This is a genomic window from Pseudoroseicyclus sp. H15 (assembly GCF_054353345.1).
Genome location: NZ_JBTHJE010000009.1, coordinates 21,114 through 36,829 on the forward strand (window position 1 = coordinate 21,114; position 15,716 = coordinate 36,829).

Sequence of the window (15,716 nt, forward strand, 5' to 3'; positions counted from 1 at the left end):
GGCTTCGTTTCGGCCATGGCCCTCGGCCTGGCGCTTTGGCCCATAACGTCGGCAGAGGCCGCACCCGTGCGGCTGAAGGATCTGGTGGAGTTCGACGGCGTGCGCGCCAACGACCTGCTCGGTTACGGGCTGGTCGTCGGGCTGAATGGCACAGGCGACGGGCTGCGCAATGCGCCCTTCACCGAAGAGATCATGTCGAACATCCTAGAGCGGCTCGGCGTGAACGTAACGGGTGAGCAGTTCCGCCCCCGCAATGTCGCCGCCGTTTTGGTGACAGCCGAGCTGCCGCCTTTCGCGCGCGCCGGCTCTCCCATCGATGTGACGGTCTCTGCCATAGGCGACGCCTCCTCGCTGCTCGGCGGCACGCTGGTGATGACTCCGCTCAACGCGGCAGATGGGCAAATCTACGCAGTCGCCCAGGGCACCATCATCGCCGGCGGCATCACGGCAGAGGGCGACGCTGCCCGCATCACCCAAGGCGTGCCGACCGCCGGCGTCATCCCCGCCGGCGCGACAGTCGAGCGGGAGGTGGCGTTCGACTTCGGGGCGCTGTCCTCTCTGCGCCTGGCGCTGCGCACACCCGATTTTACCACAGCCGCCCGCATCGAGGCGGCGGTCAACGGCAGCTTCGGTCGACCCGTCGCGCTGATGCTGGATGCCGGCACGGTGGAGATCGACATTGGCAGCACCGGCGCCCCCAGCCCGGCCCATGCCATGGGCCGGATCGAGAATATCCTCGTGGAGCCCGAGATCCGCGCCCGTGTCGTTGTAGATCAGCGCTCCGGCACGATCGTGATGGGCGAAGATGTGCGCATCAGCCGCGTCGCTGTGAGCCAGGGCAACCTCACCCTGCGCATCGAAGAGGCGCCGCTCGTGATCCAGCCGAACCCCTTCTCGCCCGGCGAGACCATCGTGGTGCCGCGCACCAATGCCGGCATCCAGAACGACCCCGGCACCGGCCTCGCCGAGGTAGACGGCGGCACCTCGCTGTCGGAAGTGGTGGCAGGACTGAACGCGCTCGGGGTCGCCCCGAACGACATGATCGACATCCTGAAGAGCATCCGCGCCGCCGGGGCGCTGCATGCGGAATTCATCGTTCGCTGAGATCGCCGCGATGGGCGAGTGGCCTGTACCCCGAGTTTTCTGAAGCGGAGATGGCGAGGAACCCAGTGCCGCTCAGCCCCGACAAGCGTCTCTAGAAGTAGGAGCGCACGAGGCTTTCCGAGAGGAGCGTCCAGCCGTCCGCCACCACGAAGAAGGCGAGCTTGAAGGGCAGCGAGACAACGGCGGGCGGCACCATCATCATGCCCATCGACATCAGGATCGCGGCGACGACGAGGTCGATGATGAGGAACGGCAGGAAGATGAGGAAGCCCACCTGAAAGGCGCGTGCGACTTCCGACAGCAGGAACGACGGCACGAGCACCGACAGAGGCGATTCCGGTGTGGGCGCGGCAACCGCCACATCGGGGCGCAGGCTGGCGAGCGAGGCATAGGTCTCGGCGTCCATCCGGCCGGCCATGAAGCTGCGGAATGGAGCGAGGGCTGCATCGAGCGCTGCGGGCGCCTCGATCGCGCCGTCCAGGAAGGGGGCGACACCGCCCTCCCACGCTGCGGTGAAGACCGGCTCCATTACGAACCAGGTGAGGAAGAGCGCCAGGCTGACGATCAGCATATTGGGCGGCGATTGCTGCAGGCCGATGCCTTGGCGAAGGATCGCCAGCACAGTCACGACGAAGGGGAAGCAGGTCAGCATGATGGCCAGCCCTGGCACCAGGCTGAGGACAGTCAGCAAAACGAAGAGCTGGATCGTGGTGGCCGAGAGAGAACCGCCGTCGCCAAGATCGAGCGTGACGCTCTGCGCTGCAGCCGGCTCCCCGAGAAGGAGGGTCAGCGCCAGTGCGGCAGTGATGACGGCGAGCCATCGGTAGAGGTGGCGCTGTCTTGGCGGCGCTTGGTGGAGACCGGCATCCCGGTCACGGCGAGAGAGGTCTCGCCCGGCGCTTCGCGTCGACGTAGCGCGAGAACGTCCATCGTTCATGGCCGGAAACGACCGTAAGTCCACGAAGATGGCCGGCATCAGGCCGTCGGCCACGGCAGAGCCGTCGCCCTGAGAGGCGCGGGGCCCATAAGGCCCGCCTGTGAAGCGCATCTCAATCCTCCGCCGCGCCGAGCGAGACGACTTCGGTCAGGCGCACCGCGAGTTGGCCGGTGTCGTCGCCCTCCATCTGCTGCAACTCGCCACGGGCGATCAGCCGGTCGCCAATGAACAGCTCGACGGGGTCGTCGATGCGCTTGTCCAGCGCCAGGACGGCATTCTCGCCCATGTCGAGCAGGTCACGCACCAGCGGTCGGGCCCGGCCGACCGAGACGACAATCTCCAGCGGCAGGCTGTGCAGCGGGTTGCTCTTCGATTCATCCATGCTCGATCCTCATCGTCTTTTCTTCGGCCAGGGCTGCGAGGGCTGCCTGCAGCCCGGCCAGGTAGTCGGAATAGTCGAGCGCGGTGCCCCGGCCCGCTGCGGTCATCAACAAGGCACGGCCCTCCGGCAGCGATGGGTCTGCCCGGCAGTCGATCGGCGGGCCGCCGGAGAGCGGCAGTTGCGGTGCCAGCGCGGCGTGCAGGCCGGGGGAAAGAGTAAGCTGCAGGGGGGCGCGGCTGTCGGCCTCTGCGGCCTGCATCACCAGATCGATCAGTGCGGGCAGGCGCGCCGCCTCGGCCAGGGCGGGCAACAGTTGTTCGGCCAACATCGTGACGAGGGGGCGGAGGCTCGCGAGCACATGGGCGCGCGCCTCGACGAAGGTGAAATCCATGGCCTGCAGGATCTGCGCCAGCTCTTCGGCGGCGGCATCCCGGCGGGCGGCAGCCTCTTCCTCGGCAGCGGCGCGGCCGTCTGCCAGGCCTTCAAGGTAGTCCGGGCTGGGGCCGGTCGGCTCGGGCGCGACCGGGGGCGGGGCCGGAGGGGCGGCGTCGAAATCTTCCAGAAGGGCGGCCTGTGCCATGGGTTACACCTCCGGTTCCGGGTCTTCGATCCAACTCTGCAGGATCTGGATGGTCTCGTCCTGGCGCTCTTCGATCAGCTTGCGCAGGCGCGTGACGGGATCTTCGCCGCTCAGGTCTGCCCCGCCACCGACGCCGAGCGGCGGAAGGCCCCCGCCCTCGGGGGCGAAGCCGTTGCCCATGGCCGGGAACCCCCCGGGCAGGCCGCCGCCGGGCGCCTGGCCATCCGGCGCGGGCAGCGCATTACCCATGGTGGGAAAGGCGCTGGCGAAGCCCGTATTCAAGGGGGCAGGCAGCGCGCCGCCCGGGGCGTCAGCCTCCGGTAGCGCCGCGGCAGCGCGCTGCCCGGCCATGATCGGGCGCACGACGAAGAGGCCGAGAATGAGGGCCACAAGCGCCAGAACGCCGAGCTGGATGAGCATCATCGTATCGAGCAGGCTGCCGCTGGGCAGGCCGGCGGTGCCCTCTTCGAGGAGCGGCGAGGGCTGGAAGGCCATGGCGCGCACGGTCAGCTCATCGCCGCGACTCTCATCCAGCCCCACGGCGGAGGCCACGAGGGCGCCCAGCGCCTCCAGTTCTTCGGCAGCGCGGGGGGTACTCACCGCCTCGCCGGTATCCGGGTCAAGCGTAATTGCGTCGTTCACCAGAACGGCGACCGTCAGGCGGCGGATGGCACCGGGGGCGCGCAGCACCTCGCGCGACGTCTCTGAGAAGTCGTAATTCGTCAGCTCACGGGATTCGCTGTTCTCGGAGGAGCCGCCGCCGCCATCGGCGCCCGCCGCACCGTCCGGCAGGTTGGAGGCCACGGTCACCTGCCCCTCGGCGGCATTCTGGGCCGAAGAGGAAGAGGAGGCGACCTCGGTCGAAATCGCGACGCGGCTGTCGGGGTTCACCAGGCGCTCGGTGATCTGCTCGCTCTCGGTCACCGTCTCGACCGAGACCTCGACAATGGCGTTGCCGCGCCCCACCCGAGCTTCGAGCAAGCGCTCGGCCCGGGCCCGCAGCTCTTCCGCGCGCCCATCATTGGCGGCCGCGCCCTCATCCTCGGCGGTGACGAGGCCCGTGTCGCCGTCGATCACCGCGACATCCTCAGGCGAAAGGCCGGGCACGGCGGAGGCAACGAGGTAGCGCAGGGCCTTGGCGAAGCCGGTGGAGAGCGCGCCATCCGCCGTGGTGACGGTCACCGCAGCCGTGGGCCGCGAATCGGGCTCGAACGGGCGGGAAGACGGGGCAGAAATATGCACGCGGACAGAGCGGATATGCGGCGAGGTCAGGATGGTGCGCGCCAGCTCCCCCTCTTTCGCGCGCCAATAGGCGGCGTCGAACATCTGGCTGGTGGTGCCGAAGCCGGAGAGCGAATCGAGCAGCTCGTAGCCTTGCGCGGAATTGGCGGGCAGCCCCTCTGCCGCGAGGCTCATGCGCAGCGCGTCGCGCTCGGCCTGCGGCACGTAGATGGCGCCGGAACGCACTTCGTAGGCCACGCCCTGCCCGTCCAGCGCCGCCAGCACATCGCCGGCGGCCTGCGCCTCCAGCCCTCCATAAAGCAGCGCCATCTGCGGCGAGCCGGCCCCGCGCGCCAGCCCCAGCACCGCCGCGAACACAGCCAGCGCCGCGCCGACAGCAATGATGCGGCGGCGCGAATCGAGGCCGGACCAGACCGAGGTGAGGCTCTGCAAGACGTCTCTCCCATGTACACCGGGGTTCTCCCCGGCCGCTCATGGATGCCTCAGCAGGCTTAAAGTTCGGTTAGCCACTCTCGGTTTATCACCCTCCCGGTTGAAGCGCCGCAGAAGAGGCATGGAATGACCGACGCGACCGCCGTCGAAAGCGAGGGGGCCGATGAGGCCCCGCCGAAAAAGAAGTCGAAACTGCCATTGATCCTGGGGCTGGTGCTCGCGCTGGCCGGGGGCGGCGGCGGCTTTTTCGCGGTGCGCGCCGGGTTGATCGGCGGCAGCCACGATTCGGAAGGTGAGGCCCATGTGACGGGCGAGGAAGCCGATCTGCCCGAGCTGGGGCCCACCGCCTTCCTGCCGATGGACCCGATCGTGGTGAACCTGCCGCCCGGCAGCGCCCACAGCCACCTTCGCTTCAGCGCTCAGCTCGAAGTGACGCCGGGCTTCGAGGCCGACGTGACCTCGGTCATGCCCCGGATCACCGACGTGCTGAACACCTATCTGCGCGCCGTCGAGCTGGAAGATATGGCCGAAACCACCGCGCTCACCACGCTGCGGGCACAGATGCTGCGACGGGTGCAGGTGATCACCGGCGAAGGGCGGGTGCGCGACCTGCTGATCATGGAATTCGTGCTCGATTGACGAATAGGGGGTAAGATGGCCTTGATCGCAGACATTCTTCTGATGGCCGGGGCGCTGGGCGCCGGGCTGTATTGCTTCGTGCTCTCGGCACGGCTGAGGCGGTTTACCGACCTTGAAGGCGGCGTAGGTGGCGCCGTGGCCGTGCTCTCTGCCCAGGTCGACGATCTGGGGCGGGCGCTTGCGAAGGCGCAGGGCACCGCCGGCGGCTCGGTCGCGCGGCTCGGCGCCGCGACCGAACGGGCAGAGGCGGCGGCCCGCCAGTTGGAGCTGCTGGTCGCCTCGCTGCACGACCTGCCGGAACCGGAGGAGGAGGCAGCCGCCGCGCCGCCGGTGAACCCCTTCTTCCAGCGCCGCAAGGAAGGGGCGGGGTCGTGAGCGCCGCCCCTGCCCCGCGCCGCAAGGCCCGCCGTGTCGGCCGCGGCACGCTCGCCGCCGTCGCATCTCTGCTACTCGCCTCCGGCCTGCTGCGCGCCGCCACCGGCGCCGATGGCGCCATTGCCGCGGCCATCTCTGGCCCCGGCGGGCTGCTCCCGGTCACGGCGGAGGGCGAGGCGCCCGGCCCCTGCGGCGGCACCCCGGCGACGGAAGAGCTGCTGGCGGCCTTCGAATTGCGCGAAGAGCGGCTTCAAGCGCGCGAGGCGCAGATGGCCGACCGGATGCAGGCGCTGCGGCTCGCCGAAGCCGAAGTGGCCGAAAAGCTCACCGCCCTGCAGGAGGCCGAGGCCTCGCTTCAGGCCACGCTGGCCCTGGCCGCGACGGCGGCGGAGGATGACATCACGCGGCTCACCGCGGTCTATGAGAACATGAAGCCCGAGGATGCGGCGGCCCTCTTCGAGCAGATGACACCCGACTTCGCCGCCGGCTTCCTTGCGCGGATGAATGCGCCGGCCGCCGCCGCGGTGATGTCGAATCTCGAACCGGCGACAGCGCATTCGCTCTCGGTCGTCATAGCCGGGCGTAACGCTGCGGCGCCGCGCGAATAGGGCGACAGGCCGGGCCTCGTGCGGGAGATCTTAACCCTCCGACGCTAGGCTCATCACTCGGACAGGCCGGACGGGGGCGAAATGGTTGGTATCATTGGGATCGTCATCATCTTCGTGATGGTGTTCGGCGGCTATATCCTGGCCGGCGGCAAGATGGGCATCATCATGAAGTCCCTGCCGTTCGAGATGATGATGATCGCCGGCGCCGCCGCCGGCGCCTTCGCCATCTCCAACGACGGCGCCACGGTGAAGCACACGCTGAAAGACCTCGGCAAGGTCTTCAAGGGCCCGAAATGGAAGCATGACGACTACCGCGACCTGCTTTGCCTGCTGTTCGAACTGATCCGCATCGCCCGCTCCAACCCGGTGGAGCTGGAGGAGCATATCGAGAACCCGGCCGAGAGTGAGATCTTTTCGAAATACCCGAAAATTCAGGGCGACAGCATCGCGATTGGCCTCATCTGCGACACGCTGCGCACCGGTACGATGAACTATGACGACCCCCATCAGGTCGAAGAGGTGTTGGAAAAGCGGCTCGAGGAGCATGCGCACCACGTGCAGCACACCACCCATGCCCTGCAGGCGGTGGCCGATGGCCTGCCCGCGCTCGGCATCGTGGCCGCCGTGCTGGGGGTCATCAAGACGATGGCCTCTATCGACCAGCCGCCGGAGATTCTCGGCAAGATGATCGGCGGTGCGCTCGTCGGCACCTTCCTCGGCGTGTTCCTGGCCTATGGTTTCGTCGGCCCCTTCGCCGCCAAGCTCACCAACGTGCTGGCGGAAGAGGTGCATTTCTACAAGCTCATCCGTGAAGTGCTGGTGGCCAACCTGCACCGCCACGCGCCCAACATCTGCATCGAGGTCGGCCGCCAGAACACCCCGGGCCATTGCCGCCCCAGCTTTGCCGAGCTGGAGGAAGCGCTGAAGGCCACCAAGGGGGCAGCATGAGCGCCACGCTCGCCCGCCTGATCGCGGCTCTGGTCGTCGCCCTTGCGGCCAGCCCGCTGCTGGCACAGAGCGTTACCATGCGCTCGGGCCAGCACCCCACGTTCACGCGCCTCGTGCTGGCCGTGCCGGAGGGACAGGAGTGGCAGCTCGGGCGCGGCGGTGCCGGCTATCTGCTGGCGCTGGGAGAGGGGGTCAGCTTCGATCCCTCCGGCGTCTTCACGCGCATCCCCCGTGACCGCCTGCTCGGGCTGGAGGATCAGGGCGACGGCGTGCTGGAACTGGCCCTCGCCTGCGAGAGCTGCCACGCCACCATCTTTCGCTGGCGGCCCGACCGGCTGGTGCTCGACATTCGCGACGGCCAGCCCCCGGCGGATAGCCCGAACGAGGCACCACTTTCCGACGAGCAGCCCGCTCCGCAGCCGGCCGCGCTCCCAGCCGAGACGGGCGGGCCTACGTCGGTTGATCTTCCCGTTGTGCCCCGACCGCTGGCGCCCGAACCGCCGCTGCTGCCCTTCGCGCCCGAGGTCACTGCGCCTGACAACGCCCGCGTCGCCGAGATGGAGGCCGATATCCTGCAAAGCCTCTCGCGCGCCGCCACGCTCGGCCTGATCGAGCTGCAGCCTGGGTTGGAAGGCGTGCCCGCCCCCGACGCCCCCATGCTCGCGCCAACCGATGCGCCTGACGACCCGCCCGAGGGCAGCGGCCCAGATGAGCCGGGCGTCACCTTCCGCACCTCTCTCGACCGCGAGCGTTCCATGGCGCCGCCGCACGATTCCTGCCTGCCCGACAGCCTGTTCGACATGAGCACCTGGGTGCCCGAGGGCGCGGACTTCCCCAACGTCATCGGCCCACGACGCATCGCGCTGACCGGAGAATTCGACCGACCCGTCGCCGGCGCGGCGGAAGAGCTGGCGCGCGGCTATCTCTATTTCGGCTTCGGCGCCGAGGCGCGCGAGGCGCTGGGGCTGGGCAGCAACCCCTCCGTCGAGCACCGGGTGCTGGTCGCGCTCGCCGCCCTTGTCGATGGCAATCCGCCGCCGACCGGCATCCTCGACGGCCAGCAATATTGCGACAGCCGCGTCTCGCTTTGGGCCGCGCTCGCGGCCGGCAGCGTCGAAGGCATGGGCGAGGTGGGCCGCAGCGCGGTGATGCTCACCTACCGCACCCTGCCGCCGCCGCTGCAGGGCCATATCGGCGCGCGCCTCGCTCAGCTTTTCGTCGAGGTGGAGGATGGCTCTACCGCCGAGACTTTGATGTCGATCTCCCGCCCCGCCATCACCGGCGATTCGCCCGAAAGCCGCCTGACGGCCACCGAGGTGACCGAGGTGAACAACGGGCCAGAAGCCGCCATGGCAGAGCTCGAAGCGCTGCTGGCCGACAACGCCAGCCTCACACCAGACGCGCTGATCCGCGCCATCGACCTGTCGCTGGAGCTCGGCCGCGTGCCCGGCGACCGAGAGATCGCCCTGGCCAGCTCGCTGCGCTACCAGCAGCGCGGCACAGCAAACGCGCCGCGCCTCGCCGATGCCGAGATTCGCGCCCTCACCGCCGCAGACCGCTTCGAGGATGCTCTGGCCCTTACGGCGGAGGGCGCGATCCCCCTGCCCGAGGCCCGGCGCACTGAGCTGAGCGATGCGGCGATCACCGCGATGGCGGCCCGGGCCGACGATTCGCGCTTTCTGGCGCAGGCGATGGCCCCTGCCCCGCCCGGCCTGACACCCACCACTGAAAACGCCGTCGCCGCCCGGCTGCTGCAATTGGGCTTCCCCGACAGGGCCGCACAGCTGTTGCAGGGCGAAGCACAGGGCGCCGCCATGCGCGAGCGCCGCTATCTGCGGGCTGAAGCCGCGCTGGAGCAAGGCGATACCGATGGTGTGCTCGCCGCCCTCGCCGGTATGCGCGACCCGCGCGCCCAGGCGCTCATTGCCGAGGCAGAGGCGAGCGCCGGTGACTACGCCGGGGCGCTCGCGGCCCAAGATGAGCCGGCGCCCGAGAGCCTGTGGCGCGCCGGCGCCTGGGACAGGCTCGCCGGGGTAGAGGACGACCCACTGCTGGCGGAAGCGGCGGCGGATGCACTCGCCCCGTCGGCGCCGCCGGCCGATGCCCCGCCCCTCGCCGGGCGCGAGGCACTGCTGGCCGACGCTGAAGCCACGCGCACCATGGTGGAGGATCTGCTCGCCCGCTTCCCGGTGGATGCGGCGGAGGAATGAGCGCGGTTCCCCGCGTCCATCCTTACGCAATCTAAACCATGCCGCCCTAGTCTCACCCGGAACCAGACGGCAGCAGAAGGCGGCGGTGACATAGATGAGACGGGGCAAGGGGGCGCATCGCAACGCCTCGGTCATCCTGACGTTGTTGGCGTGGCTCGCCGCCTTGGCTGCGCCCGCCGCCCAAGCCTCTGAGGCAGGGCTGCTCTGCGATGCGGCTGCGGCCCAGGCGGCGGAGCAGACGGATGTGCCGCTTTCCGTGTTGCGCGCCATCACCCGCACGGAGACAGGGCGCCGCGTCGATGGCGAGGTGCAACCCTGGCCCTGGGCCGTCAACGCCGCGGGAGAGGGCCGCTGGTTCGACAGCCGGCAAGACGCCCTCGCCTGGGCGATGTCGAAACAACAGGCCGGGGCACGCAACTTCGATGTTGGCTGCTTCCAGATCAACTACCGCTGGCACGGCGAGAACTTCGCCTCGGTCGACGCTATGTTCGAACCGCTGGCCAACGCGCTCTACGCCGCCCGCTTTCTCAGCCGCCTGCATGACGAGCTCGGCGACTGGACCCTGGCTGCCGGCGCCTTCCATTCCCGCAACGAAACCTACGCGTCCCGCTACCGCAGCCGCTTCAGCGAGATCCGCGCCGCCCTGACGCCGCCAAACCCGCGGCTGCCGGGGCTCGCGGCCGCGCCGGCGCCGCGGCAGAATACCTTTCCGCTGCTCGTCGGCCGCAGCGCCGACGGCGCCATGGGGTCGCTTGTGCCGCTGGGGGGGAGCTAGGCCATGGCTGCAGCCTCCTCCCGCCTGTTCCAGCCGACGATCCTGCTCGCGCTGGCGCTGATGGCGATCATCACCATGATGATCCTGCCGATGCCCGCCTTCGTGCTCGATCTCGGCCTCGCCGCATCGTTCGGCCTGGCCATCCTCATCTTCACGGTGACGCTGTTCATCCAGCGCCCGCTCGATTTCTCCAGCTTTCCCACGGTGCTGCTCGCCTCGCTGATGCTGCGGCTCAGCCTGAACGTCAGCTCGACCAAGCTGATCATCGGGCAGGGCCATACCGGCACAGCCGCCGCCGGCCATGTGATTGAGGGTTTTGCCGATTTCGTCATGGGCGGCTCAGTGATGCTGGGGCTCGTCGTCTTCGGCGTGCTGCTGATCGTGAACTTCGTCGTCATCAACAAGGGCGCCGCCCGCATGGCCGAGGTCGGCGCCCGCTTCGCGCTCGACGCCATGCCCGGCAAACAGCTCGCCATCGACGCAGACATGTCTGCCGGCGCCATCGACCATGCCGAGGCCAAGGCGCGGCGCGAGCGTGAGCAGCAGGAGACGACGTTCTTCGGCTCGCTCGACGGCGCGTCCAAGTTCGTCAAGGGCGACGCGGTCGCCGGCCTGCTGATCACCGGGCTCAACCTGATCGTCGGGCTGATCGCGGGCGTGGTGATTCACGGCATGCCCATTTCCCGCGCGTTCGAGACCTATTCGATCCTCACGGTGGGCGACGGGCTCGTCAGCCAGATCCCCGCCGTCATCATCTCTGTGGCATCGGCCCTGTTGCTCGCGCGCGGCGGCGCCACGGGGGCGACGGATATCGCGCTGTTCTCGCAGCTCGGCAAGCACGGCGCGGCGCTCGGCACCGTCGCCGTGCTCATGCTGATGTTCGCGCTGGTGCCGGGCCTGCCCTTCCTGCCCTTCGTGCTCGGCGCCGGCCTGCTCGGCATTGGCGCGTTTGCCGCCCGGCGCCGCCAGGCTGCAGAGGAGGAAGAGGCCACGAAGGCGCCAACGGAGACGAAGGAACGGCGGAAGGATACCTCGATGGGTGACCTTCTGGATCTCGACGACATCCATGTCGAATTCGCGCCCGACCTGGTTGAGATGGTGCTCGACCCGGCCACGGGGCTGGATGCGCGCATCGCCAATATGCGCGCCCATGTCGCCACCGCCTTCGGGGTGATCCTGCCCGAGATCCGCCTCACCGATAATGCCGCCCTGCCGCCCGGCACCTATGTCATCCGCATTCAGGGTGTTGAGCAGGTGCGCGAGGTGCTGCGCCCCGACCGGCTGCTCGCGCTGCTCTCGGGCCCCGATGCCGCTGCGCTGCCGGGCGAGGATGTGAAAGAGCCTGTCTACGGCGCCCCCGCCCGCTGGATCGCGGCGGACGATCAGGAAATGGCGCAGCTTTCCGGTATGACGACGGTGGCGCCGCCCGAGGTGCTGGCGACCCATCTGCTGGAGGTCATCAAGCGCAACTTTGCCCGGCTGCTCAGCCACAAGGCGCTGCGCCGGCTGCTCGATGAGCTCACGGGCCTGTCCGACAGCACCCGTGCCCAGGCCAACAAGCGCATGATCGACGAGCTGATCCCCGACAAGCTGCCCATCGACACGCTGCTCACCGTGCTGCGGCTGCTGCTGGAAGAGCGGGTGTCGATCCGCAACCTGCCGCTTATCATCGAGGCGGCGGCCGAGGGGCGGCAGATGCACAGCGCACCCGACCAGATCGCCGAGCATGTGCGCCAGCGGCTGGGTTTTCAGCTCGTCGCCGAGCTGCGGCGCGACGACGGCACCATCCCGCTCGTGCAGCTCGCCCCGGAATGGGAGGAGTGCTTCACCGCCTACCAGATCCCCGGCGAGCGCGGCACGGCGGATGTCGCCCTGCCGCCCGAGGAGTTCAACAAGCTGGCCAATGGCATCGCCGAGCGCATCGCCCGCGCCGGCGAGACAGGGGCCTACCCGGCGCTCGTCACCTCGGCCCGGCGCCGGCGGTTCCTGAAGACGGTGATGATGGCCAAGGGTATCCCCAACCCTGTGCTGTCGTTCGACGAGATCGGCATGGATGCCCGGCCCGCCCTAGTCGGCCTGGTCGCGGCATGACACTGGGGCTGGAGGAGCTGACGGCGCTGCTCGGCCTCGGGCAGGCCTGGGCGCATGTGGCGTTCTTCGTCTTCCTGCGCATCGGGGCCGCCCTATGGCTGCTGCCGGCCTTCGGCGAGCAATCGGTGCCGATGCGGGTGAAAACCGCGCTGGCCCTCGCCTTCACCGCCGTCACCCTGCCCGCCGTCGCCGCCCAGTACGGCCCGCCGCCTGCAACCTTCGCCGCCACCGGCGCCGTGGCGCTGGCAGAGGTGGGGGCGGGGCTGCTCTTTGGCCTGGCGCTGCGCTTCTTCATCTTCGCGCTGCAGGTGGCTGGCAGCATCGCGGCGCAATCGGTCTCGCTGAGCCAGATCTTCGGGGCCAGCGCCGGGGGCGAGCCGCAGCCGGTGATCGGCCATCTGCTCACCAGCGCCGGGCTGGCGCTGGCGGCGGCGATGGGGCTGCATGTGCGGCTGGCGGAGTACCTGATCCTGTCGTGGCAGCTCGTGCCGCCCGGCACCTTCCCCGCGGCCGGCATGGTGGCCGAGCTGGGGCTGGCGGAGGCGGGGCGCATGATGGCGCTGGCCTTCTCGCTCTCTGCCCCCTTCGTACTGGCGGGGCTGGCCTATCAGGTGGTGCTCGGCGTCATCAACAAGGCGATGCCGCAGCTCATGGTCACCCTCGTCGGCGCCCCGGCGGCGACGGGCGGCGGGCTGATCCTGCTCTTCGCCTGCGCGCCGTTGCTGCTGATGCTCTGGTCTGACGCGCTGTTCTCGTTCCTGGGCAACCCCTTCGAGGCGCCCCCGTGAGCGGCGAAGACGACCAGAGTTCCGAGAAGGAATTCGAGCCGACCCAGCGCAAGCTCGACGAGGCGCGGCGCAAGGGCGACATCCCCAAATCGACCGATCTCAACACGGCGGCGGCCTATGGCGGCATCCTGCTGGTCGCGACGGCGTTCGGCGGCGGCAGCCTGACGGCCCTTGGCGACATACTCTCCGGCGGGCTCGCCCATGCAGCATCGACGTCAGAGCTTGTATTCTCTGGCGCGCCGCAGCCGCCGCTGGCACCGATGGCCAGCGGCGTGCTGCTGCAGGTGGCGCCGTGGTTTCTGCTGCCCTCGGCACTGGTGATCCTGTCGCTGATCGGCCAGCAGGCGCTCGTCTTCTCGGGCGACAAGCTGCAGCCGAAGTTCAACCGCATCTCGCCGCTGCAATCGCTGAAGCAGAAGTTCGGCCGCGCCGGGCTGTTCGAATTCGCCAAGAGCCTGACGAAACTCGTACTCTATTCGCTGGTCCTGGGCTTCTACACCGTCTCGCAGCTGCCGCGCATGATGCAGGCGATGGCCATGCCGCCCGGCCCCATCGCGGCCGAGCTGGGGCGCTTTCTGGTTGGGATCATGCTGATCGTGCTCATCGTCGCCTTGGCGCTCGGCGTGATCGACTATTTGTTCCAGCGCGCCGAGCACAGCCGCAAGCTGCGCATGACCCGCAAGGAAATGACCGACGAGATGAAGGAGAGCGAGGGCGACCCTCATCTGAAGGCGCAGCGGCGGCAGCGGGCCATAAGCCTGGCGATGAACAAGATGATCATCGATGTGCAGACCGCCGATGTGGTGATCACCAACCCCACCCATTACGCCGTCGCGCTGAAGTGGGAGCGCTCTTCGGGCCGGGCGCCGGTTTGCGTGGCCAAGGGGGTGGATGAGATCGCCCTGCGCATTCGTGAGGTGGCCGCCGAGCACGACGTGCCGATTCGCGCCGATCCGCCCACGGCGCGGGCGCTGCATGCCACGGTCGAGATCGGCGACGAGATCTCGCGCGACCATTACCGCGCCGTCGCCGCAGCCATCCGCTTTGCCGAGCGGATGCGCAAGAAGGCCCGCGCCCGGTGAGCCGCACCGCCCAGATGGCGGCGCTGGCCGAGCTGGCCCAGGCACGCTTTCGGGCCGAGCAGGGCAAGCTCGCCGCAGTCCGCCGCCGGCAGAGCGAGATCGAGGCGCAACTGGCCGAGCTGGCCAAGGCCCGCGCCGGTCGTGCAGCGCTGGCGCTCGACGACCCCGCCACGCGGGCGGGGGCCGATCTGAAATGGCACCGCTGGATCGACACGCGGCTGACGGCGTTGAATATCGAGCTGGCCCGCCTGCGGGCCGAAGAGGCGGCAGAGCGCAGCCGGCTGGCCCGCATCTTCGGCCAGTCGGTGGCGACCGATAAGCTGCACAAGCGCCTGGCGCATGACGATGCGCGCCTTGCGGCGGCGCGGGCAGAGCGGCGTGAGGGGGGCTAGTTGAGCTGAACCTGCAGCGGGTAAGAGCCGTCTTCGAGCGGGCCGAAGAGGTCTGGCAGGTCGGGGTGATCGACCGGCTCGCCGGAATAGTCGGCGATCAAATTCTGCTCGCTGACATAGGCGACGTAGTAGTTCTGATCGTTCTCGGCGAGGAGATGGTAGAACGGCTGATCTTTGGCGGGCCGGGCCTCTTCAGGGATGGCCTCGTACCATTCATCGGTATTTGCGAACTCGGGATCGACATCGAAGATCACGCCGCGGAAGGGGTGCTTCCGATGGCGAACGATCTGCCCGAGGTGATATTTTGCGCGAGTCGCTAACATTTGTCCGGCCATATGCCTAGGCATAGGACGGGCTGATCCGCACGTCCATGGGGCAGGCAAGAAGCCAGCGGAAACAGTGTGTGACGGCGCCCCCGACAAAACCGGGCCGCCTTGCGATGCAACAGATCGGCGGCAGTGAGGCAACCGAGTTCCCTCGCGCTCTCCGATGCGTTAGGATGCTAAAAAACACCATTCGCCGAAAAGAGCGAGAGGCAGATGAGCAGACTTTTACGCGCCTTGGTGCTTTTGGTGCTGGTTTCCGCATGCGGTAGCCGCAACTACGAAGCCCCGAGAGAACTCGACGATGCATGTTCAATCGTGCAGCAACATCCCGACTATCTGCGCGCCTTCCGGGCGGCAGAACGCGAATGGGGCGTGCCCATCGCTGTCCAGATGGCCATCATCTATCAGGAGAGCAAATTCATCGGGAACGCCCGCACCCCGCACCAATATGCGCTGGGGATCATCCCGGTCGGGCGGCAAAGTTCCGCCTACGGGTATTCGCAGGCGCTCGACGGCACCTGGGAAGAATACCAGCGCCTCGAGGGCGGCTTCCGCAGCCGGCGCGATGATATCCGCGACGCGACCGACTTCATGGGCTGGTACATGAACCAGACCTTCCGTGAGCTCGGCATCCCGCTGAACGATACGCGCAACCAGTACCTCGCCTATCACGAGGGGCGCGGCGGCTATTCGCGCGGCTCTCACCGGTCGAAATCATGGCTGATGCGCATCTCGGGCGAGCTGGAGACGCGGGCGCTGATGTACAACGCCCAGCTTCTGGCCTGCCGGCGCATCTGACCCGCCA

General features: G+C 68.6%; 17 protein-coding genes. 12 read left to right on the forward strand and 5 right to left on the reverse strand.

Annotated elements, in window-relative coordinates; genetic code table 11:
• Positions 1-15 precede the first annotated feature (15 nt).
• Entirely contained in the window at positions 16-1,104 is a 1,089-nt protein-coding gene (locus ACXN5S_RS18890) for a flagellar basal body P-ring protein FlgI (RefSeq protein WP_458607110.1), read from the forward strand.
• A 91-nt stretch (positions 1,105-1,195) separates the two neighbouring features.
• Here the strand turns inward: ACXN5S_RS18890 and fliP are convergent, their stop codons facing one another.
• From fliP to fliF, 4 genes are all read right to left on the reverse strand, one after another.
• The gene (fliP, locus tag ACXN5S_RS18895) at positions 1,196-2,041 is read right to left on the reverse strand and encodes a flagellar type III secretion system pore protein FliP (protein WP_458607038.1); all 846 of its coding nucleotides are present in this window, start codon (positions 2,039-2,041) and stop codon (positions 1,196-1,198) included.
• Positions 2,042-2,153: 112 nt separating this feature from the next.
• Positions 2,154-2,423: a FliM/FliN family flagellar motor switch protein gene (locus tag ACXN5S_RS18900; RefSeq protein ID WP_458607039.1), complete on the reverse strand. Its 270-nt coding sequence runs from the start codon at positions 2,421-2,423 to the stop codon at positions 2,154-2,156.
• Positions 2,416-3,003 (reverse strand): hypothetical protein, encoded by a 588-nt coding sequence (locus ACXN5S_RS18905; protein ID WP_458607040.1) that lies wholly within the window; start codon positions 3,001-3,003, stop codon positions 2,416-2,418. Before ACXN5S_RS18905 ends, ACXN5S_RS18900 begins: the two co-directional genes overlap by 8 nt.
• Before the next feature lie 3 nt (positions 3,004-3,006).
• Positions 3,007-4,677 (reverse strand): flagellar basal-body MS-ring/collar protein FliF, encoded by a 1,671-nt coding sequence (fliF, locus tag ACXN5S_RS18910; RefSeq protein WP_458607041.1) that lies wholly within the window; start codon positions 4,675-4,677, stop codon positions 3,007-3,009.
• A 126-nt stretch (positions 4,678-4,803) separates the two neighbouring features.
• Here fliF and ACXN5S_RS18915 point away from each other — a divergent pair, with 126 nt between their 5' ends.
• The 10 genes from ACXN5S_RS18915 to ACXN5S_RS18960 all read left to right on the forward strand — a co-directional run bounded on the left by ACXN5S_RS18915 (position 4,804) and on the right by ACXN5S_RS18960 (position 14,585).
• Positions 4,804-5,316, forward strand: coding sequence for a flagellar basal body-associated FliL family protein (locus ACXN5S_RS18915; protein WP_458607042.1), 513 nt, complete (start codon positions 4,804-4,806; stop codon positions 5,314-5,316).
• Positions 5,317-5,331: 15 nt separating this feature from the next.
• The gene (locus ACXN5S_RS18920) at positions 5,332-5,691 is read left to right on the forward strand and encodes a hypothetical protein (RefSeq protein WP_458607043.1); all 360 of its coding nucleotides are present in this window, start codon (positions 5,332-5,334) and stop codon (positions 5,689-5,691) included.
• A complete protein-coding gene (locus ACXN5S_RS18925) occupies positions 5,688-6,299 on the forward strand; it encodes a MotE family protein (protein ID WP_458607044.1) in 612 nt (203 codons plus the stop codon). The genes ACXN5S_RS18920 and ACXN5S_RS18925 overlap by 4 nt, the downstream gene beginning before the upstream one ends.
• Before the next feature lie 81 nt (positions 6,300-6,380).
• Positions 6,381-7,247, forward strand: coding sequence for a flagellar motor stator protein MotA (motA, locus tag ACXN5S_RS18930; RefSeq protein WP_458607045.1), 867 nt, complete (start codon positions 6,381-6,383; stop codon positions 7,245-7,247).
• Positions 7,244-9,457: a hypothetical protein gene (locus tag ACXN5S_RS18935; protein ID WP_458607046.1), complete on the forward strand. Its 2,214-nt coding sequence runs from the start codon at positions 7,244-7,246 to the stop codon at positions 9,455-9,457. The genes motA and ACXN5S_RS18935 overlap by 4 nt, the downstream gene beginning before the upstream one ends.
• Positions 9,458-9,551: 94 nt before the next feature.
• The gene (locus ACXN5S_RS18940; protein ID WP_458607047.1) at positions 9,552-10,232 is read left to right on the forward strand and encodes a lysozyme family protein; all 681 of its coding nucleotides are present in this window, start codon (positions 9,552-9,554) and stop codon (positions 10,230-10,232) included.
• Positions 10,233-10,235: 3 nt separating this feature from the next.
• Entirely contained in the window at positions 10,236-12,323 is a 2,088-nt protein-coding gene (flhA, locus tag ACXN5S_RS18945) for a flagellar biosynthesis protein FlhA (RefSeq protein ID WP_458607048.1), read from the forward strand.
• Entirely contained in the window at positions 12,320-13,111 is a 792-nt protein-coding gene (locus ACXN5S_RS18950) for a flagellar biosynthetic protein FliR (RefSeq protein ID WP_458607049.1), read from the forward strand. The genes flhA and ACXN5S_RS18950 overlap by 4 nt, the downstream gene beginning before the upstream one ends.
• Positions 13,108-14,193 carry an EscU/YscU/HrcU family type III secretion system export apparatus switch protein gene (locus ACXN5S_RS18955; RefSeq protein WP_458607050.1) on the forward strand — a complete coding sequence of 362 codons (1,086 nt, stop codon included), beginning with the start codon at positions 13,108-13,110 and terminating at the stop codon, positions 14,191-14,193. Before ACXN5S_RS18950 ends, ACXN5S_RS18955 begins: the two co-directional genes overlap by 4 nt.
• Positions 14,190-14,585 carry a hypothetical protein gene (locus tag ACXN5S_RS18960; protein ID WP_458607051.1) on the forward strand — a complete coding sequence of 132 codons (396 nt, stop codon included), beginning with the start codon at positions 14,190-14,192 and terminating at the stop codon, positions 14,583-14,585. The genes ACXN5S_RS18955 and ACXN5S_RS18960 overlap by 4 nt, the downstream gene beginning before the upstream one ends.
• Here ACXN5S_RS18960 and hspQ read toward each other — a convergent pair.
• Positions 14,582-14,908, reverse strand: a complete 327-nt coding sequence (gene hspQ, locus ACXN5S_RS18965) for a heat shock protein HspQ (protein WP_458607052.1) — start codon at positions 14,906-14,908, stop codon at positions 14,582-14,584. The two genes, ACXN5S_RS18960 and hspQ, sit on opposite strands and share 4 nt — an antisense overlap.
• A 216-nt stretch (positions 14,909-15,124) precedes the next feature.
• Between hspQ and ACXN5S_RS18970 the strand changes: the two genes are divergently transcribed.
• Positions 15,125-15,709: a transglycosylase SLT domain-containing protein gene (locus ACXN5S_RS18970; protein ID WP_458607053.1), complete on the forward strand. Its 585-nt coding sequence runs from the start codon at positions 15,125-15,127 to the stop codon at positions 15,707-15,709.
• Positions 15,710-15,716 lie beyond the last annotated feature (7 nt).